Here is a 20,215-nt window from a genome sequence, read left to right on the forward strand (position 1 = left end):
CTATTCGTTAAACCCATACTTCTTTAATGTTTTCAAATTCATTAATGCAAATTTCTTTGCCTTGTCATTCAAAGGATGTTTTCCCTCTGCAACATTCCACATAAATCTGAAATGATGATCTTTCAGTCGTTTATTCTTTCTATCCCAATCAACGATTTTTTTTATCAATTCAATTGTCACATCTGGAGTACCCTCATGGTCTTCGTTGATTTGCTTTTCAATTTCATCAATTTTATATAGTAAATCAGGGGCATTATTTATTACCTTATCAATAATCTCAATTGCTTTTTTTCTGTCGCTGTCTGAAATAAAAGAATTATTACGTACTTTTCCAGCCATATTAAAAGCTATGCCTGTCATGTAATTTGATAATTCCCCAGTTTCACTACCCCAGTTTTCTATTTTATGCCAAATCTGTGATGGAATTGCTTTTATTCTGGCAATTTCTTCTGCGATTTCAATTTTCAATTGTTCATCTTCCGTAATACTTTTTCTTTTTGGAGAAGAAGGATTAATATAGTCGGCTTTTATTGCATCGAAATCAATAGTAATATCTGACTCTTTTATTGCATTCCAGCACTCTTCTTTTTTCGCCCATTCGCCATACAAAGCACCTGGTGCGTTTGTCTTAATAAAATCTTCAACTGATTCCATTAGGTTAAACAAGGCAGATTTCATATTCTCACTAAGCGATTGGTTTTTCCAGATTTTATAGAGATCAATTTTATAATCAGTTTTTAGATTCAGTAATGCCAATGAATAAGGAACGGTAATATATCTCATGTCTCCGATAGCATTTGGCTTGACCCCATAAAGCTTTTCTGCTGTTTTAAACATAATAGCTTTTGCGACAGAATCTTCATAGAAAATATTATCAGGTTTATCAGGCATATTATAATTCAGGAATTGCACATAATTTTTCTGACTTCCCTGAACAACAATATGTGGGCCAATCACAAGTTTTTTTCCATTCCTAATTTCCTGATAAGTATTTAAATATTTCGCCAGAAGTTCTTTTGTAATAACTTGTCCTCTCGGATTTTTAAGATCAAAAGCCTTTCGTCTTGAAGGCGTGAAACCTTCCTTTAACCGGGCATTTTTATACTGGCCTCTTGCACGTTCATAAAACCACCGAGTCTGAATATTACTCCCTTCAACAGGCTGGGCCCAGACAGACCTGGAAATTTTTTCAAGCTCAACATGAAATGGTTTATTCGAACTTAAATCGGAAGTTGAAACTTTATTTTGAGTATTGGCGTATTCCGCAATGCGGTTAACAATTTCATTAAAATTATCTCGCTTTTTTACAACAGTAAGTTTTGTTTGAACAAAAATCTTATCAATGTCCGCTTTATCTTTTTTCCAGGTATGATAAACAGATGCAGTTGTCTGACCACCATTCACAATCTGAAAATCTTTAGCCCAAACGATTGCTTTTCCTCCATCTGCCAATTTTTTAACTCCAGCTCATCAGCTGTTGCTGCAATCCCGTTATTATACGCCAGAAACATATGGGGTTCTTCTTTTATTGTTTTTCTGATACCCTTGTTAATCTTTCCTGTAAATTGTAAAAAGGAACGAACATTCTGTTCAAGAAGACGAGACCCATATTCTTCATAAATATTTGCAAGAGTTATGCCTGGTATAAGGGCAAGATAAGATTCATAATCTTCATTTTCAGACGGTGATTCCAAACAAGGAAGTATACCCCCGTAATCTTCAAAATTTATTTCTATTGGAACATGTGACTGGTCTGAAAGATTAAATAAATACTCAATATCAATTATTCTTGTAAATATTGAGTAACCAGAAATCGTTTTGTTGAATTTAATTTCTGATTTAAAAATACCATTGCTTAATACAAAAATATTTACTCGTGACAGAAATTCTTTTACTTCCTTGACTTCGGCAAGAGTATGAGCCAAATCAAAAACCTCGGAAGATTCTTCGAGTTCTTTGATATAGTCTTTATATACCGCATTTCTGAAAAATCGTTCAACCTGATTAATTGATGATTCTGCTTCCTGCCTGGTTAATGTAAATGGTTCATCAACTCCTTTAAATACAGTTATAAATAAATCGAGTGTTTCATAGTTTTCTGATAAAGCATAACCATTCAATTTGTGCATAGTTCTACCTAGTTTATCTTCTTTTCGGTCGAAACAAATACGTGCATTTTCTGTTTCCCCAGCGTCTGCAAGCAAATCAATGGCTATCTGAGTGAAAATTTGCTCTTGTATTCCACCGTCTTCTTCTGTTGCCTGTTCTGATTTTATTTCCTGAAAAAGTTCTTTATAAAAATCTTCAATATTCATTATAAACTCAACTTTTCAATTACGTTTGATATACTGGTTTTAAATGTCTCTGTTTCAGCAGTTAAAACAATTGAATATTTCACATCACCAACTCCTTTCATCAGGTCTTTTTCTTCAATTCTTGGAAAATTTTCGTTTACTGTGTAAAAATCTTTACCTCTTATCACGTAAGATATATTTTCATAATAAGATTCGTGATGTATAAAATATCCAGCACGAATTAATTTTCGATTTAACATATTGTTTAATAGCATATTATCACCGATAACTGAAAATAATACAGAAACAATTTTATTAAGTGAATTCTCATTGCCGTTTCGCCTCTCAAGTGACAAATGAAAAAGGAATAAATTTTCCAGTAAAGATGTATCTAACTGTCTTTCACTACTGACTCTGATTCTTTGATGATTATGTGATTGTGTTGTTTTAACCTCGATTGCAGTATTATTTTTTTCAAAATCTCTTATTCCTGTGTCAGGGCCGACCCAGATAGTAAGACATTCTTCAATCTTACCTGTTTCTTCAATAAGTTCTTTTAATAAAGACAATTCTCCAAATAAACCTATCTGTTTTTCAGGAGATAAACCAGGACTTTCAGCTAACTCAAATAATTCCTTCCATTTTAAGAATCTGTTTTGTAGTGATTTGACAAGTTCTATATCTTCTCTTACGTTTGAAATGTAGTTAAATAAGTCTTCACACAAAACTGCAAAAATTGAAGAAAGAGAGTTGTCAGAAAGACTTATCAATAAAAGTATTTTATCTGAATTTGTTTCATCCGGTAAAGTCTCAATTGTAATATCTTTAAGGTCGTTTAATACAGAAATGTCAAATTCGCCTTTTGACAGCCGAAATGCGATACTTTTAACCTTTTCCGGCATTCTCATGGCTATAAAGCAATCCGACATTATATCAGGAGAAAACCTTTTTAAAACAACACCTGATTTTAAGGCATCATTCAGTTCAAAATCATTCCAGATATTTTCAATCCTCGTAGTCATAATCTTCAGGGTCTTCGTTTACTTCAAATTTATCTAGAAGTTGTTCGTGAACAGCATATGTAATAGTTCTGTTTTTGCTACTTCCTGGAAATCGAATAGCAAAGCCAACTATTGGATTTTCAGAAGCAGGCAAGCCTGCTTTTTCAGGATTTAACAGATATAACAGTAACAACGGAAACCTTGCACCTTTAATTTCCAGATCGTTTCTCACTAGGTTTCCGTTCGGATAATCAGGCATTTGTGTATATCCAGGAAATTCTTCATGTGCTTTCTTTTGTTCAAATGTTTTTCTCTTTGCCAGTTCATATTCTTCGTCTGTCAAATCAATAAACTCATGATTGGGACTGATAATATGAGACTTTCTTATATAGTAAATTTCATCGCTATTGTTTTTTTCGTCGTCTGTTCTGTCAAACAACCATATTCTTGTTGAACCTGACAAAATATAATCTTTGGTTTTTGAATTACTGCTCATCAATGCAACATGCCAAATATCAAGTTCATCATCCTTTTGTTTTTCCAAAATAAATTCCGCTAATCTACCAGGAGAAGCTACTGGGTTTTCCGGGGCGCTAAAACTTCCAATAAAAGATATAATGTTTGATGCAGGAATGTTATCCCACAATAAGTTCCCTTTTCTATTCGTGGGTTCAGAAATGAAGGAAGATATTAATGTGTTCAAATTATCAAGGTTGGTCTTAATATCAAGGCTTTTCTTACTCAACTTGTAAGATTCAATCAAAACACCTGACCACGAGATATTTACATTTACTGCTGTTCTGATTTTGTTAGTTGCAGAAATTTGTAAAACTCCTGGATGAGTTCTGACTTTTAGTGCATATTGTTCAGGTGTACTACCAGCAATATCGGACATATAATTGAATTCTTTGCGCAATTCTTCAGATGCCAGTGTAATGTGACAGAACCATTCATTAAGTTCCCTTGAAGTAAACAAACGACATAAATCCACATAACCTGGGCGATATCCAAACCAACGCCCCATTTGCATCAGTGTATCATACATTCTGGAAGCACGAAGATAATAGCTGACCGATAATCCTTCAAGAGTCAAACCCCTTGATAATTTGTTACCTCCAATAACAATAACAGAAAGCCCGGCTTCTTCACCTTCTTTTATATATTTTTTATCGTATGCCTGATAATCTAAAACATCTTTTGCCCCTCCATGAATTTCTTTTACCTGAATTTTTGTGGCTGCAGGATGAAGATAAGGAAAAACATCAATCCATGCATGGACTTCTATAGCCGGGTCAAGGTCGGCAAGTTGCGAATTAAGAATTTGATTTGACGTTGTAATGTATGACCGATAATCTTCCGAATCAGTTTCAAATGTTTGCCTAATTTCATCAATAATTCCTGCATTGTTCTGTTCAATTCCTAAACGATAGAAATTAAAAACATTTTCAACAAGCTCTTTTATTCTATTTTGCCAAACTTGAAACCGGGAAACATGTATTAGCATGGAATTATGTTCATCACCTTGTCCGCGCAAACGTCTGATTGCACAAGTAAGAATAAAACACTTAATCGCAGTTTTAAGTGATTCAGGAATATTGACAGGTAGTTGGTCATATCGTTTGTGTTTGTCAGGCACAAAGTACTGATAATCATCTATTCTGTGTACAACCGGTAAAGTATCGGTTGGCTCTTCATCATCTTCCAATGGTTCAAAACCAAATATCTTATCAGGGCCAATGTAATTCGATGGAGCAGGAATATTTGTGATAAAATCCCGAGGAAAAAGATTATCATCATTAAGAGGAATAAAAATATTTGCAAATGGTGTTGCTGTATAACCAACATATGCACTTTTTTGAAACAACCTCAAAAGATTTCTTATTTGTCCGTTTATTTTAGTTGGGTTGAGGTCGTCTCTTTTTGTATTAATTGATGCATTATCAGCTTCATCATCAATTATTAATAAAGGTTTATTTCTTATAATCTTATCGCCATTACTTGTTTCAGAAGATTGTGCAGAAAGCCACTGTTCCAGTCTGCTCAACACATATGCATTTTTTTTAACCACCGCAATAATTGGGTCATTTGTGTAGAAATTCAGAGCGAGGGCATTTGCTGCACCTGCATTAAAATCACCGTTATCTGAGCTTGAAGTTAAAGAGTGTGCAATAAGATTCCTGTTGCTTCTTGGCTCTCCAACACCAATCCAAAGATTATTGTTTCTGTTTACTCTTTCCTGTTGTGTATCAAAACCTAAAAAGCCTTCATCAAGTCTTAACTGTGTCTGGCTTCGAAGATTTTTATGGATGCCGGCAAGAACGATTATCATTTTGAAACCAGCATCGGCTGCTTTGCAGATTAATCCGGTATAATTTGCAGTTTTCCCTGACTGAACCTGACCAACTACCATCCCCCTTTTGTCAATTTGTGCTTTTTGTGTTGGTTCAAAAAGTGCATCAAGAGTTCGGTCTGTCAGCTTTCCAATGGATTGAACAGTTTTGGGAGGAAACTTTTTCTTTTCTTCCAAATACCATTTATACCTGTTCCAAAAACCCCAATCAATTTTGGATTTGTTGGTCGCGAGCCAAGGTCTTCGTGCTTCTTCTTTTTCAATAATCCTTAAATCATCAACCCATATTTTATACTCTGATTCCAGATGTCTTTTAAGTTCTTCACGGTCTGTTTCAGGATGTATAAGAATTGTTTTTTCAATTACATCTGTTATTTGCTTTTCAGTAGCAGTATCACTACAACCAGCATTTCTTAAAAAGAATAAAGCTAATTCTTTTGCTTTGTTATTCATTTTCATTAATTAAATATTCAACATATTCAGGATATTTATCGAATGGCTCGATTGATAATAATGTGGCAATCGCTTCATCTTTGGATTTTCCATTATCAATCATTGATTTAAAAATATTCCTCATCCTTTCGATAAGTAACTCATGTTCAAGGTTTTCAAATGGAATTCCATGAGATTCGGGTTCTTCACTTTCAGTTATTGTAATTAAAGGAACGGGAATAGTTTCTTCAATAAAACTGATTAATTCATTTAGATTTTGTTTTGTTGGTTCTTCCAATAATTCACTAATCACTGGATGTTTTCTGTTAATAGCATAAAATCGTTTACCGTGTCTTTGTTTTTCCAGCCAAACAGGGGTAAATTTGAAAGAGGGATATTTCCTTTGGAGTACTTTCCCCTTATGCCGATACACGTTTACTGCCTGGTTTCTGACATTTTTAGCATATGCCTTCAACTGGACCTGAATTTTTAAAGGAGGTCTAGCAATGGATTTTTTAATATCAATTTGCCATTTATCATCGACGGTATTAGGTAAATCTATCATTATCCGGCAAAGCTTATAATGCTCTTCTTTTCTGAACATTCCTATCCAGTTTCCAGCAACCAATAGTCGTTCATTTCTGTATATATAAAATCCTTGCTGTTCATTCCAGCCTTTGGGTCCGGCAGCTTTCTTAAATGTCTGTTCTGATATTTTTGATTTGTGAGGTAAAACATATCCTTTCACAACAATTTCACCATTACCTAGAAATTCTTCTGCATTGGATTGTATCCCGTTTTCTCCTCTAAGGAATGGGTCCCATGCTTCAATTTTCCTGTCCTGAAACCAGATTTTAATCTTCCCCTGTTCCAAGAATCTATGAAATACCATTTCAAGATGCTTTTTCACCCCTTCCATTAATTCCATAAATTTCCCCAAGGATTCAGTGTCTTCTTCTTTTGTGTTTTTTAATGTTCTGTCCAGACAATACCAAATTACACTTGTACCAGACTCCTGATTATCAATTATTGCCAATTCTGATTCCAATGGTGTGTATTGAATAAGTTCCCATAATTGAACTTTTTGTACATGGTCTAAATCCCAAGCCCAATAAACAGGTGAACAATCCTTTTTTTTTGAAATAACAGAGAACTTTCTTGTTTGCGAAAAAGATGCTGTTTTTAAGCCAAGTCCGAACCGACCTAAATCGTTTAATGAACGCTCATCAGCTGGATGTTTACTCCCGGGTCTCATTGCCTGAACTAATTCATTATGGTTCATTCCATATCCATCGTCTTTAATTATGATAATTGTATTTTCTCCCTTCCAATCGTAATTTATCCAGATATTTTTTGCTTCAGCAGAAATTGAATTATCAATAATATCTGCAATTGCAGTTTCAATTGAATAACCAATTGCACGAAAGGTTTCTATCATCGAACTTGCATCGGGTTCAGCTTTTGTTGTTTGTACTTGAAAATTAGTCATTTAGAATTTTTTCTTTGAGTTTATTAGCTATTGCTTCAGCCATTAATGGTGGTACTGCATTTCCGATTTGTTTGAAAGCAGCTGTTCTGCTTGGTTTTTCTGATGCACCTTCAAAATAAAAGTCATCAGGAAAAGTTTGCAATCTGGCAGCTTCTCTTGGAGTTAAGGAACGATTTTGTTTAATATCAGGATGTATGTAATAATGGCCATCTTTGCAGATATGAGCGACAATAGTTTGTGAATAAGGCAAATCGCCTGCAACTACTTTAAACCTGTCAACAAATGCTTTTTTATTTTTATGGGTTTGCCATTTAGCTGGAATATCATTATAATTCAGTCGTTGATGTCCGTTTTCCCATTTTTTTACAGCTAGTTTATAAATACCTTTATCCTGTTCTGTATGTGGTCTGGCAATATGCTGTGTTGTAAAATCCAATCCATTCCGGATTCGACTTTCAAAAAGATAACTACCATTGTATGGTTTGTATCTGGTCGTATAAAAATTTCCTGAACCAGCTACTATTTCAGGTAAATCCTTGAATATTTCGGAAACAGTAACATTGGGCTCAATCTTTTCAAAATCAGGATAAAACCCTTTTTTACCATTTTTCTTTCCTATCAGGATAACTCTCTTTCTGTTTTGTAAAACACCAAAATTTTTGGCTTCCAGTATCTTGTATTCAGTAAAATATCCTTTTTCCTCAAACAAATTAAGCATCATTTGAAGATATGAATCTCCTTCTTTGGTTTTTGCAGAAAGAAGGCCTACAACATTTTCAAAAACAAAATATTTAGGTTGATAGTATTCTAAAAATTTCGCATACTCTTTAAACAAATAATTTCTGGAATCTCCATGCATTCTGTTCTCATCTCTTGACCTTCCAACCACAGAATATGCCTGGCATGGTGGCCCACCAATAATAAAATCAATTGATTCATTACCTCTTAAAGAATCAATTTTATCAAAAATTATTTTATTATTCTCATCTCCAATTGGTAAATTGATTACAGATTCTTTTTCATTATCCGGAATTAGGGAGTAAAATTCTGTTCTGGTTATTTTGTTTTGGATATAATCAAGATAAGGTTTGATATTATCTGTCTTTTTTAAATAATGGTATGCAGCTCTTGTAATCAAGGTATTACAAGCTGCTCTATCTATTTCCACATGTGCAATAGGTTTAAATCCTGACCTTATAAAACCTTCGGACAAGCCACCTGCACCTGAAAATAAATCTATAAAATTCATTAATATAATTTTTTCTTCAAGAATACAATTAAATCATTTAAAACCAAGTCTCTCTTGCCTTTTTTTAATTCACATTCCCAGATCACTTTTACACACCAGTCAAGTGCTTCAAGCTCTTTTATTTTCAATTCATCACGATGTTTTGTTTCATTAATTTTGTCAAGCCACCATTCTGTTTTTGTTTTTGGAACAACAAAATACTTACAATTCTGATGTCCATGCCAAAAACAACCATTAACAAAAATTACTGTTTTATATTTTGGTAAAACTATATCAGGTTTTCCTGGTAGCTTTTTATAATTCAATCTATAACGGAATCCATGCTTATGTAAAAATTGTCTGACAAGGATTTCCGGTTTCGTATTCTTCCCTTTAATCCTTGACATATTATAACTTCTTGTCTTTTTATCATGTACATCAGCCATAATATGCATTTTCGAGCGTTGGCAAAAAATAGCTCTTTTGAGTTTTTGTGGGATGGATTCTCATATCACTTATCTTTCAGTTTATCAGTTAGTATGTATATCATTCTTTTTATCATTCAGCAATAACGCTCGGCTGCATGTGTCAGGCCGGGGGTTTCAACCCGGCAACGATTGTTTCAAGCCGTGACCGGGTAACAAGGAAAAACGAAGCTTGCAATATGCTGTGAAGCCATGGCTGGTGCATACAGATTGTTGTGGCGTCGTTATTCTTCAATATTCCAAATAACTCCAATGGTCTTTTTTATTTCTATTTTATTTGGATTTAGATTTAAGTCTTGCTGACTTTCCTCTTCTTCTTCGACTATGTAAAATATCGTTGGTTCGTTTGTGAGTATATCATCTTGATAGTTTGAAAATCCAAAATTTATATCTTTAATTTTAGATAGTCTGATATTCAGCGACTCAGCTATGTAACTCGCTTTCTTTTTTGCATCATCAATTGCCAATTCAATTGATTGTTTCAGTAACTCGTTTTTTTGCTGGTTACTTAGTTTGAAAGATAAATAATATGCTGTTGGAAATCCTGTATTTTTCAAGGTTTTCATTACTGTATTCAAAGAATTTGAATTATATGGAAGTTCAAGAATCACTGTGAGGCTTCCTGAATATCCATCTTGTTCTCGTGTTCTTGTTTTTTGAGACCATGAATAACTCTCCGTAATATTCAGTCCACTAGATTTTAAATTTTCTTTTGAAATTCCATTTCTGGCAAATGCCTTTTCAAGTTGGTTGTAATAGGTAACTAGTAAATCTGAACATTTTGAATAAACGGTATCTTTCGAGTTAATAGTTATATCAACTAACATCAATTCTGGAATCTCACTGATAATTGCGTTACCTTGAACTCGTAAATGATTATCTTGCAATTGAGAAAATGAACTGACAGCAGTCAATAAAAAAATGATGGTTAGTATTCTACTTTTCATAATGGTAAATTTTATCGTTCTGTCACTTATGTCCGTTTTAATGACGCCCAACATCCCCTACCAACAATCACTGTTATATTACGTCATAAAAAAAGGTGCACAATAAACCCCTATCGGGATATATTGTGCACCTCTATGTTAACTATTTTCATCCGTATAAAATTTATTTATTAAGGACGGATGGAACTCGCATGATTGATTAATACATATTCTTTTGTACTAAACCTTATCATGCTCGTTTCATTTTTAAAATTATTAATTCATCATTGGTATCAAAATTAATAATTTACATTTGGAAAAGCCAGATAATTATTAATAAAAATATGTTTTATGGCGGCCGGTGTAGAGTCAGGCAATACCATTTACCGGAGTCTCGCACCCAATTCCTTTTCAAAAACTCTGGTAAGGTTATTCATGGTTTTATCGATTTGTTTATCCTTAAGTGTTTTTGTATTGTCCTGCAAGGTAAAAGTAATGGCATAAGATTTTTTGCCGGCACCAAGTTTTTCTCCTTCAAACACATCGAAGAGTGAAACTTCCCTGAGCAATTTTTTTTCGGTTTTGAAGGCCAGTTCTCTGATGTCTTTAAACATAACTTTCTTATCCAGCAGAAGAGCAAGATCGCGCTTCACTTCGGGAAATTTGGGCAATTCGCTGAAAGTTACTTCCTTTTTAGCGGAGAGTTTAATCAAAGCAGGCCAGTTCATCTCCGAAAAATAAACCGGCTCGTCAATATCAAATTCCTTAAGCAATTTGGGTTTCACCATTCCCATCTGAAACAATTCCATACCATCGGCGGTGGCATATTGCAATCCTTCGGACATCAGATCGTTATTGCAGTCATACTCTTTACAGTTGGCGGTATCAATTCCCAAGCGTTCCAAAATATTCAGCGACCAGGTTTTAAGGTCGAAAAAAGAGACTTTTGTATCGGGAGTATTCCAGTCGCCTTCTGTCTTGTTACCGGTAACAAAGAGGGCCAGTTTTTCTTCCTCGCGATAGCTGTTCAATTCGGTTTTTGGTTTTCCGGCTTTCAGGCTGTAACAATTTCCAAATTCAAACAGCCGGAGATTTGCATTCTGCCGGTTCCTGTTATGCCGGATGGTTTCGAGTCCGCCGAGCAGCAAGGTCTGACGCATACCATTCAGGTCGGAACTGAGTGGGTTGGCCAGCTCCACGACCTGGTTGCGGGGATAAGTTTCCGATTGTTCATAATAGGCAGCCCTGGTCAGTGAGTTGTTTATTATCTCGACAAAACCGGCCCCCACAAGCTGTGCGGAGATGGTATTTCTTAGCTCTCCCACATCCGGTTTTTCACGGTAAACGATTGTAGCGTTCAATTTACCGGGGGCTTCCACGTTGTTATATCCGTAAACACGCAGTATTTCTTCAATGACATCGGCTTCGCGCTGAACATCAACACGATAAGGCGGCACAGCAAGTTCCCATACACCATCGGCCTCAGCCAGTATCTCAATATCAAGGGCCTGCAGAATGGTTCTGATCTGCCGGCTTTCGATTTTCTTACCAACCAGCCGCTCCACATGCTTCAACGACAGCTCAACATCGTGTGGTTTCACGGGTTCGGGATAGATATCCACAATTTCTGAAGAAATCGTTCCGCCGGCAACTTCCTTAATCAGCAAGGCAGCCCTTTTCAGTGCATAAACGGTAATATTTGGGTCGGTTCCCCGTTCAAATCTGAACGATGCATCGGTATTGAGCGTATGACGACGGGCAGTTTTCCTGACAAAAACCGGATTAAAACAGGCACTCTCAAGAAATATCTTATTGGTTTTTTCTGTTACCCCGCTGTCAATTCCACCAAAAACGCCGGCAATACACATGCCTTCTTTCTCGTTACAAATCATCAGGTCCTGATTGCCGAGTACCCTTTCCTTCTCGTCAAGTGTAGTAAACTTTGTTCCGTCGGGCAAAGTTTTAACGATCACTCTATTGCCCGTTATTTTGTCTCCGTCGAAAGCATGCAGTGGTTGTCCGAGCTCATGCAGGATAAAATTGGTTACGTCTACCACATTATTGATCGGTGCCTGACCGATGGCAAGCAAGCGGTTTTTGAGCCAGGCGGGAGATTCCTTTATTTCCAGGTTGGTAATGGTTACCCCCGAATAGCGGGGACATGCCTCGGGATTCTCTACTTTCACACTTACCGGCCAGTCATGATTGTCTGTTTTATAATCGTCAACCAGAGGCCATTCAACCTTCATCGAAGGGTCGGATTGTTTCAGATAAGCTGCCAGATCGCGTGCTACACCTATATGCGATGCACCATCAATCCGGTTCGGAGTAAGGTCAATCTCAATACGTACATCCGATTCTATATTAAAATATTCTGATGCCGGGGTTCCTGTTTTGGCAGCAGTATCCAAAACCATAATCCCATCGTGATTGTTCCCCAGACCAATTTCGTCTTCGGCACAAATCATTCCTTCAGAAACCTCACCACGTATTTTGGCTTTCTTTATTTCAAACCCTTTGTCACTGTTTACAGGATAAATGGTGGTTCCCACAGTAGCCACCACAACTTTTTGTCCTTCCGCAACGTTAGGCGCACCGCAAACTATTGGAAGCGGTTTTTCTTCACCAACATCGACGGTAGCAACACTTAATTTATCGGCATTGGGATGTTTTTTGCAAGTTAACACCTCGCCTATTACAAGTCCGCGAAGTCCTCCTTTTACAGTTTCTACAGTCTCTACCGAGCCAACTTCCAGTCCCAGGTCGGTAAGAATTTTAGCCATTTCGTTTGCCGGTAAATCGGTCTTAATGTAATTTTTCAGCCAGTTGTATGAGATATTCATTCGTATAAAATTTATTTATTAAGGTCGAATGGAACTCGCATGCAAGAACTAATAAGTGTTCTTGTTGTGGGAAACCAATCTATGTTCATTTCATCTTATATCTAAAAATCTAATGATTTATTGAAACGACCAGCAAAAATAAATAAATATGTTTCAAACAACTAATAAAAGAAGCTAAGATTTAGCCCCATACCTCCTGATGGGAAACCAGAATCTTCCACTATTATTGCCATTTCACCTTATTTCAATATCTTTGACAGGAAAAACGTAAAAATTTGATAAGTAACAGATATGGTAGAATTTGAAGAAAACCACCGTCCGCTTATATTGGTTACCAATGACGATGGTTTTGATGCAGGAGGAATTAGTGTTTTAAGCGAGATTGCCAGGGAGTTTGGGAATGTTGTGGTTGTAGCTCCCGATGAAGCCCGCTCGGGGATGTCCAATGCCATTACAGTAAAGGTTCCCCTTTTTGTAAACCAGGTAAAAAAGGAAAAGGGACTTTTTGTTTTTAAAAGCAACGGAACACCGGTTGACTGTGTAAAGCTGGCATTGAATTCCATATTACCCGGGAGACCCGACCTGGTACTGTCCGGAATTAATCATGGCAGCAACAGCTCGTCCAGTGTCCATTACAGCGGCACTTTAGGAGGAGCCCGCGAAGGCGTGATGAACCAGGTATCATCGGTAGGTTTTTCATTACTCGATTACAGCCATGATGCCGATTTTTCGGCTGCACGTCCTTTCGTCAGACAAATAATAAGGCAGGTTCTGCAATTCGGATTACCGGCCGGAACCTTTCTGAATGTTAACATTCCCGCAGGAGATAACATAAAAGGAATTAGAATTTGCCGTCAGGCCAGAGGAAAATGGGTGGAAGAGTTTATGGAAAGGGAAGACCCGAGGAAACAAAAATATTACTGGCTGACCGGCTTTTTTCAAAACCTGGAGCCCAACGCCACTGATACGGACGAATATGCTCTGAAAAACGGATATGTGTCGGTTGTCCCTTGTAACCTTGACATCACCGATCATTCGGCCATCGGACAACTGCGCGATCAATCGTATGAGATAAGCGTTAACGGCGTGTTTGAGAAGGATTGAGACAAAAACAGAGGTTGAGGTTGAGGCAAAGGTTGAGGTTTAATATACCACATAAGGCACAGAAGAACACATAGATAGAAGGCGGAAGTCAGAAGATAGAAGCATGTAGAGATGCACAACCGTGTGTCTCAAGCACTGGTTTTAAAAGATCGATAGATTTTTAGATGTAAGATTTAAGATGAAACGAGTCCCGATTACTCCCCGATAAATAGGGGTAGGCAGGGACGAGTTGGTTTCGACATTAAAAATCAAATTTTATAAGAATGAACCTTTGGTGTAATAAACAAATAGTTGGCCTTATCATTGGCCTGATTTTACCGGTAATCTTCGGATTTCTTCTTTTCGAAGGCCGGTATGACGGTGACCAGGGATTTATAGAATTTTTGGGAAGTCTTTTCCGGCTTCAAAGTCTCGGAAAATTGGTAAGCATAAGCGTATTGCCGAACTTGCTGGCTTTTTTTCTGGCGATATGGACCGAACGTTTGTTAGCAGCAAGGGGTATCGTTATTGCCACCGTGATATGGGCTGTGGTCACCATGATAATCAGGTTTATAATGTAATTTAAACTACCAGCCATCTGTAAAAATTTAACGGAGCATTAGATGAAGTATTACATCATAGCAGGCGAAGCATCAGGCGATCTTCACGCGTCCAATCTGATAAAAGAACTAAAACAGCTTGACAGCGAAGCAGATTTCAGATTCTGGGGTGGAGATTTAATGGCTGCCCAGGGCGGAACGCTTGTTCGTCATTACCGCGACACCGCATGGATGGGCGTATGGGAAGTTCTGATGCACCTGAAATCTATATTCAGAAATCTTGATGAATGCCGTGAAGATATTCTCAGATATCGTCCCGACGTAATTATATTGGTCGATTACCCGGGATTTAACCTTCGCATAGCCAGGTTTGCAAACGAATTCGGATTCAAAGTATTCTATTACATCTCACCGAAAATCTGGGCATGGAATACCGGGAGGGTTAAAAAAATCAAAAAATGGGTAGACAAGATGTTTACCATCTTGCCTTTTGAAACCGATTTTTTTGCAAAACACGGTGTTCCGGTAGTCTATTCGGGAAACCCGATTCTGGATGCCATCAACGAAAGAAAATATAAAGACGAGAAACGGGAAGATTTTCTGTCCAGACATAGCTTGCCCGATCGGCCAATTATCGCCATTCTTCCGGGAAGTCGCACACAAGAGATTGAACGCCTCCTCCCCGATATGCTTGCCATGAAAAAGTATTTTCCCGAACATCAGTTTATTGTGGCAGGAGCACCTTCATTTTCGTCCGATTACTACAACAATTTTTTACCCGAAAGAGAGCACGTAAAAGTGATCTTTGATGAAACTTATGCACTGCTCCAACAAGCAAAAGCGGCCATGGTTACCTCCGGAACGGCAACGCTCGAGGCTGCTTTGCTAAATTGTCCGCAAGTGGTATGTTACAAAATGTGGGGCGGCGCTTTCACCGATTTCGTTGCCAAAAAAATTATTATTAAAGTCCCTTATATTTCCCTTGTCAACCTTATTGCCGGCCGTGAGGTAGTTGCCGAGTTGTTCCAGAAAGACATGACCGGTGAAAATCTGAAAGCAGAACTGCAAAAAATTCTTTTCGATGAATCGGTTCGTCACAAAATATTTGACGGTTACGATGAAATCAGACAGATTATGGGCGGACCGGGTAGCAGCAAAAAAACCGCCCGGCTGATGTGGGAAGCGCTTCAGGAAGATGGGGAATAGAGATTGAGGTTAAGGCTGAGGTTGAGGTTAAGGTTGAGGCTGAGGCTGAGGTTGAGGTTGAGGTTGAGGTTGAGGTTGAAAAATCACCACATAAGGCACAGAAGAACACAGAGATAGAAGGCGGAAGATAGATGTAGCGACGCACGATCGTGCGTCTGACCAGGCCCAACCCAAACCCGGGTTAAGGTTGAGGTTGAGAATGCACCACGGATGACACAGATTTTTTAATGATCAATGAACCAATTGACCAATTGACGAATTGACCAATGACGAATTTTTGCAAGCAAAGCAGCAGAGCCGAGCGTGCACAGATTTTTTTTATGACCATTTGAGGTTGGGGTTGGAGATTAGAGGTTAGAGGCTGGATGTTAGAGAAACAATAAAACAAACCCGGAAAATTTATTCTATGATTGCATTGTGGAAAAAAGAATTGGTAACCTTTTTCAGTTCATTGACAGGAGCACTGGTAATGGCCGTTTTTCTGGTAATCACAGGATTATTTTTATGGATCATTCCAGGTAATTTTAATATTCTTTTCGGAGGCTACGCTAATCTTGACGGCCTCTTTTATATGGCGCCGTGGTTATATCTTTTCCTGGTTCCGGCCATTACAATGCGTCTTTTCTCAGATAGAAAAAAAAATCGGGCACGCTGGAATTATTATTGACCCGTCCTGTACCGGCCTGGCAGATTGTTACAGGAAAATTCCTTGCCGGATTCACCCTTGTGATTCTTAGTTTACTTCCTACGCTTATTTATTTCTACTCGGTGTCTCATCTGGCGCAGCCTGCCGGAAATATTGATGCCGGAGCAATATGGGGAAGTTATATCGGGCTGTTACTACTGGCAGGGGCTTACGTTGCCATTGGTATTTTCACTTCTTCCATCACCGAAAATCAGATTGTTGCATTCGTACTTGCTGCTCTGTTTTCATTTCTCTTCTACAGCGGCTTCAACGCTTTGGCTTCCATTCCTTTTTTTAACGGCATTGATACTTTTCTCATAAGTCTTGGAATTGATGCACACTATCAATCCATTAGCCGTGGTGTTGTCGACCTCCGGGATATCGTCTATTTTTTTGGCGTTATGATGGTATTTCTCGGTATGACCCGCCTTAAACTGAAAGGCGGCAAAACACACTTTTTTCTTCTTATATCCGGCGTAATAGTTGTCAATATACTGATTTCCAATATTATTATCAGAGCAGACCTGACCCAGGAAAAACGTTTCACACTTGCCGGTATCACAAAAAATTTTCTTTCGGAAATGGAAACTCCTGTATTTGCTCATGTTTATCTCGAAGGTGACCTGAATGCAGGATTTGAACGTCTGTCACGTTCGGTAAAAGAAAAATTAGACGAATTTGGAATATATGCTGGTAATAATCTCGACTATCAATTTGTTGATCCTACCAAAGATAATGACGATGCCAAAGGTGCCCTGGAACGGATGGAAGACCACGATTTGAGTCCGGTACCGGTATATGAAGCCAAAGAAGACGGATCGCGGAAAAGAACTCTGGTATATCCCTACCTGGTATTTCAAAAGGACAGTTTCGAGATAGCCGTGAACCTGCTTGAAAACATGCCCGGATTATCGGGAGCAGAGAACCTCAATGCCTCTATCGAAGAACTTGAATATAAATTCACAGATGCCATGCGACGCCTTACTGTGAATGACCAACGAAAAATTGCCTTTCTTGAAGGTCATGGGGAATTGGGCGAAATAGATGTTATCGATATCACGAAAGAACTTTCGAAATATTACCAGGTTGACCGTGGCAATCCCGGGGGTAATCCCGAAATGCTCCAGCCTTACGAAGCTGTTATTATAGCCCGGCCTACTCAAGAGTTTACTGAACCGGAAAAATTCGCCATCGACCAGTACATCATGCAGGGCGGACGTGTTCTTTGGCTTATCGATGCCATTAATGCCTCCATGGACAGCCTTCGACACACTTCACAAACCGTAGGACTTCCATTGGACCTTAACCTGAACGACCAATTGTTTCGTTACGGATTCAGAATCAATGCCGATCTGGTTCAGGATGTTCAGGCAGGTCTTATTCCTGTAAACGTTGCACCTCCGGGACAATCTTCCCGCTTTGTTCCCATGCCATGGATATTCAATCCAATCCTGAATACCAACAGCATGCATCCCGTTACCCGCAACGTGAAACCTGTCAGAGCTGAGTTTGCAAGCAGTGTTGATACGGTAGGAGAAAATCTGGAAACCACATCAGCCCCTCTTCTGCAAACAAGCAGACACTCAAGGATTATGCAAAGTCCTGTCTATATCTCATTGGCCCATGTGCAGGAAGAGCCCATACGGGAAAACTTTCCACAGTCGTTCATTCCCATGGCTTATGTTTCTGAGGGCAGGTTTCCTTCGGTCTTTGCTCACAGACCCGTTCCGCCGGAATCAAATTATCCGACTCACAAGCGACGTGATATAAGTAAGCCTACAAAAATGATTGTAGTAGCCGATGGCGATATCATCAAAAATGAAGTCAGAAGACGCGAAACAAGCAATCCGCGAATTGTTCCGCTGGGATTCGACGAAGTCACCAATCAAACTTACGGCAACAAACAATTTATCCTGAATGCAGTGAATTACCTTACCGATGATGAAGGATGGATGGACTTGAGAACCAGGAATTATCAGTTGAGGCTGCTCGACAGAGACAAGGTGGCCAATGAGTCGAACTTCTGGAAATGGCTTAACATGGGACTTCCTCTGCTTCTGGTGATAATTGCAGGAGTTATAGCCCCGATTATCAGGAAGTGGCGTTATGGAAGACAAAATTGATCAGGTCAACTGACATTTAAACTGATAAGCCTTTTTAATGGAATCAAATTTTCGTATATTCGGCACTCATTTCGATATATTTTATTTTTAATTTTTGATTAACACTAAAAAAAATAGAAACAATGAAGTTTGTTGTCTCCAGTTCAGGACTGCTATCTCATTTGCAGGCCATTAGCAGGGCCATTGCTTCCAAGAGCCCAATGCCCATTCTTGATAATTTTTTGTTCAGTCTTGAAGGACAAAAGCTCACCATCACCGCTTCGGACACCGAAGTAACGATGATTACTACGCTCGATCTTGAATCGACTGAAGGTGAAGGCGTAATAGCACTTCCTTCCAAAATCTTATTGGAGACCCTAAGGAAATTTCCCGAACAACCTCTCAATTTCGAAATTGATTTGGAAACTCTGGCGGTAGACATCGTCACCGAAAAGGGTAAATTCAGCGTTGTAGGTCAGAACGGAGAAGACTTTCCTGCTTTACCGGAATTGAACGAAGATAAAGCAAGTAAACTTCAATTGCCCGCCGAAACCCTGATGACAGGTATTGTGAAAACCTTGTTTGCAACGGCCGATGATGAATTGAGACCTGTTATGAACGGGATTTTGTTTGAATTTACTCCCGATAACATGACCTTTGTGGCATCGGATTCACATAAGCTGGTTCGTTACCAGAGGATGGATGTTAAAACCGATTATGAAGCTTCATTTATTCTGCCCAAGAAGCCGGCCGGTTTGCTGAAAAACGTTCTACCCAAAGAAGAAGGAGAAGTGGCTGTATCATTTGACGATCAGAATGCCTTTTTCGAAATGGAAAATTACCGACTGGTTTGCCGGCTCGTTGAAGGAAATTATCCCAGCTACAATGCCGTGATACCCCAGGACAATCCCAACAAAGTTGTGATTGACCGCGTGGACCTTTTCAACACATTGGGCAGGGTTTCTCTTTTTGCCAGTCAGGCCAGCAATCTTGTGAAACTTCACCTTTCATCCGACGAAATGGTTGTGTCGGCTCAGGATATTGACTTTTCCATTTCGGCATTTGAAAAACTGAGTTGCCAATACGACGGCGACGAAATGGAAATTGGCTTTAAGAGTGCTTTTCTGGCTGATATCCTGGAGAATATATCATCATCCGACATCGTGATCGAACTCTCAGATCCGGCACGGGCCGGAATATTCCTGCCGTTTGATAAATCGGAAAATGAAGACGAACTGATGCTTCTGATGCCTATGATGATCAACGCGTAAGGTTAAAGAAAAAGCATAACAAGAAAGGCGACGGAAATTTATTTCCATCGCCTTTCTTGTTATTACCATTAACCACAAAAATCACAACTCTCTCATAATAAAGAATCTGCACCTCTGTGTTTAGGCTATTTTTAACTGACTATTGACTTTATAGACACATGAAAAGTAGGAATCTTTTCCTACTTTATAGACACACACATATAGTAGAAATTTTTGTGAGTTTACAGACGAGCACTAATTAGTGCGTGTCTATAAACTTG

14 protein-coding genes and 1 pseudogene are annotated in these 20,215 nt (G+C 38.3%); 7 read left to right on the top strand and 8 right to left on the bottom strand.

Annotation, left to right across the window (positions count from 1 at the left end):
- The 8 genes and pseudogenes from OQ5_RS25215 to pheT form a co-directional block, all read right to left on the bottom strand.
- Positions 1 to 2,315, bottom strand: a pseudogene (locus OQ5_RS25215) (AIPR family protein).
- Complete coding sequence (locus OQ5_RS0104425; protein ID WP_016776323.1) at positions 2,315 to 3,316, bottom strand: PD-(D/E)XK motif protein; 1,002 nt, start codon at positions 3,314 to 3,316, stop codon at positions 2,315 to 2,317. The pseudogene OQ5_RS25215 and the gene OQ5_RS0104425 overlap by 1 nt, the downstream one beginning before the upstream one ends.
- Positions 3,300 to 6,098 carry a Z1 domain-containing protein gene (locus tag OQ5_RS0104430; RefSeq protein ID WP_100221874.1) on the bottom strand — a complete coding sequence of 933 codons (2,799 nt, stop codon included), beginning with the start codon at positions 6,096 to 6,098 and terminating at the stop codon, positions 3,300 to 3,302. The genes OQ5_RS0104425 and OQ5_RS0104430 overlap by 17 nt, the downstream gene beginning before the upstream one ends.
- The gene (locus OQ5_RS0104435; RefSeq protein WP_016776325.1) at positions 6,091 to 7,566 is read right to left on the bottom strand and encodes an ATP-binding protein; all 1,476 of its coding nucleotides are present in this window, start codon (positions 7,564 to 7,566) and stop codon (positions 6,091 to 6,093) included. The genes OQ5_RS0104430 and OQ5_RS0104435 overlap by 8 nt, the downstream gene beginning before the upstream one ends.
- Positions 7,559 to 8,815, bottom strand: a complete 1,257-nt coding sequence (locus OQ5_RS0104440; RefSeq protein ID WP_016776326.1) for a DNA cytosine methyltransferase — start codon at positions 8,813 to 8,815, stop codon at positions 7,559 to 7,561. Before OQ5_RS0104440 ends, OQ5_RS0104435 begins: the two co-directional genes overlap by 8 nt.
- Positions 8,815 to 9,240, bottom strand: a complete 426-nt coding sequence (locus OQ5_RS0104445) for a very short patch repair endonuclease (protein ID WP_044107519.1) — start codon at positions 9,238 to 9,240, stop codon at positions 8,815 to 8,817. Before OQ5_RS0104445 ends, OQ5_RS0104440 begins: the two co-directional genes overlap by 1 nt.
- Before the next feature lie 263 nt (positions 9,241 to 9,503).
- Positions 9,504 to 10,226, bottom strand: a complete 723-nt coding sequence (locus tag OQ5_RS0104450; protein WP_245531772.1) for an SIMPL domain-containing protein — start codon at positions 10,224 to 10,226, stop codon at positions 9,504 to 9,506.
- Between the two features lie 362 nt (positions 10,227 to 10,588).
- Entirely contained in the window at positions 10,589 to 13,048 is a 2,460-nt protein-coding gene (gene pheT / locus OQ5_RS0104460; RefSeq protein WP_016776328.1) for a phenylalanine--tRNA ligase subunit beta, read from the bottom strand.
- Between the two features lie 291 nt (positions 13,049 to 13,339).
- Between pheT and surE the strand changes: the two genes are divergently transcribed.
- The 7 genes from surE (at position 13,340) to dnaN (ending at position 19,955) form a co-directional block, all read left to right on the top strand.
- Positions 13,340 to 14,152 carry a 5'/3'-nucleotidase SurE gene (gene surE / locus OQ5_RS0104465; RefSeq protein ID WP_016776329.1) on the top strand — a complete coding sequence of 271 codons (813 nt, stop codon included), beginning with the start codon at positions 13,340 to 13,342 and terminating at the stop codon, positions 14,150 to 14,152.
- A 263-nt stretch (positions 14,153 to 14,415) separates the two neighbouring features.
- On the top strand, positions 14,416 to 14,712 hold the full coding sequence (locus OQ5_RS0104470) for a hypothetical protein (protein WP_016776330.1): 297 nt from the start codon (positions 14,416 to 14,418) through the stop codon (positions 14,710 to 14,712).
- Between the two features lie 42 nt (positions 14,713 to 14,754).
- Positions 14,755 to 15,897 carry a lipid-A-disaccharide synthase gene (gene lpxB, locus OQ5_RS0104475; protein ID WP_016776331.1) on the top strand — a complete coding sequence of 381 codons (1,143 nt, stop codon included), beginning with the start codon at positions 14,755 to 14,757 and terminating at the stop codon, positions 15,895 to 15,897.
- Entirely contained in the window at positions 15,867 to 16,028 is a 162-nt protein-coding gene (locus tag OQ5_RS23405; protein ID WP_016776332.1) for a hypothetical protein, read from the top strand. Before lpxB ends, OQ5_RS23405 begins: the two co-directional genes overlap by 31 nt.
- Before the next feature lie 275 nt (positions 16,029 to 16,303).
- Positions 16,304 to 16,564: a hypothetical protein gene (locus OQ5_RS0104485; protein WP_026055110.1), complete on the top strand. Its 261-nt coding sequence runs from the start codon at positions 16,304 to 16,306 to the stop codon at positions 16,562 to 16,564.
- Positions 16,561 to 18,705 carry a gliding motility-associated ABC transporter substrate-binding protein GldG gene (gene gldG, locus OQ5_RS0104490; RefSeq protein WP_016776333.1) on the top strand — a complete coding sequence of 715 codons (2,145 nt, stop codon included), beginning with the start codon at positions 16,561 to 16,563 and terminating at the stop codon, positions 18,703 to 18,705. Before OQ5_RS0104485 ends, gldG begins: the two co-directional genes overlap by 4 nt.
- A 122-nt stretch (positions 18,706 to 18,827) precedes the next feature.
- Complete coding sequence (gene dnaN, locus OQ5_RS0104495) at positions 18,828 to 19,955, top strand: DNA polymerase III subunit beta (RefSeq protein ID WP_016776334.1); 1,128 nt, start codon at positions 18,828 to 18,830, stop codon at positions 19,953 to 19,955.
- Positions 19,956 to 20,215 lie beyond the last annotated feature (260 nt).

This window comes from Anaerophaga thermohalophila str. Valhall (assembly GCF_000250735.1).
GTDB classification, from domain to species: Bacteria; Bacteroidota; Bacteroidia; order Bacteroidales; family Marinilabiliaceae; genus Anaerophaga; species Anaerophaga thermohalophila_A.

Coding starts and splice junctions, on each gene's coding strand:
- OQ5_RS0104425 (WP_016776323.1), bottom strand. CDS start 3,316: ATGACTACGAGGATTGAAAATATCTGGAATGATTTTGAACTGAATGAT.
- OQ5_RS0104430 (WP_100221874.1), bottom strand. CDS start 6,098: ATGAATAACAAAGCAAAAGAATTAGCTTTATTCTTTTTAAGAAATGCT.
- OQ5_RS0104435 (WP_016776325.1), bottom strand. CDS start 7,566: ATGACTAATTTTCAAGTACAAACAACAAAAGCTGAACCCGATGCAAGT.
- OQ5_RS0104440 (WP_016776326.1), bottom strand. CDS start 8,815: ATGAATTTTATAGATTTATTTTCAGGTGCAGGTGGCTTGTCCGAAGGT.
- OQ5_RS0104445 (WP_044107519.1), bottom strand. CDS start 9,240: ATGGCTGATGTACATGATAAAAAGACAAGAAGTTATAATATGTCAAGG.
- OQ5_RS0104450 (WP_245531772.1), bottom strand. CDS start 10,226: ATGAAAAGTAGAATACTAACCATCATTTTTTTATTGACTGCTGTCAGT.
- pheT (WP_016776328.1), bottom strand. CDS start 13,048: ATGAATATCTCATACAACTGGCTGAAAAATTACATTAAGACCGATTTA.
- surE (WP_016776329.1), top strand. CDS start 13,340: ATGGTAGAATTTGAAGAAAACCACCGTCCGCTTATATTGGTTACCAAT.
- OQ5_RS0104470 (WP_016776330.1), top strand. CDS start 14,416: ATGAACCTTTGGTGTAATAAACAAATAGTTGGCCTTATCATTGGCCTG.
- lpxB (WP_016776331.1), top strand. CDS start 14,755: ATGAAGTATTACATCATAGCAGGCGAAGCATCAGGCGATCTTCACGCG.
- OQ5_RS0104485 (WP_026055110.1), top strand. CDS start 16,304: ATGATTGCATTGTGGAAAAAAGAATTGGTAACCTTTTTCAGTTCATTG.
- dnaN (WP_016776334.1), top strand. CDS start 18,828: ATGAAGTTTGTTGTCTCCAGTTCAGGACTGCTATCTCATTTGCAGGCC.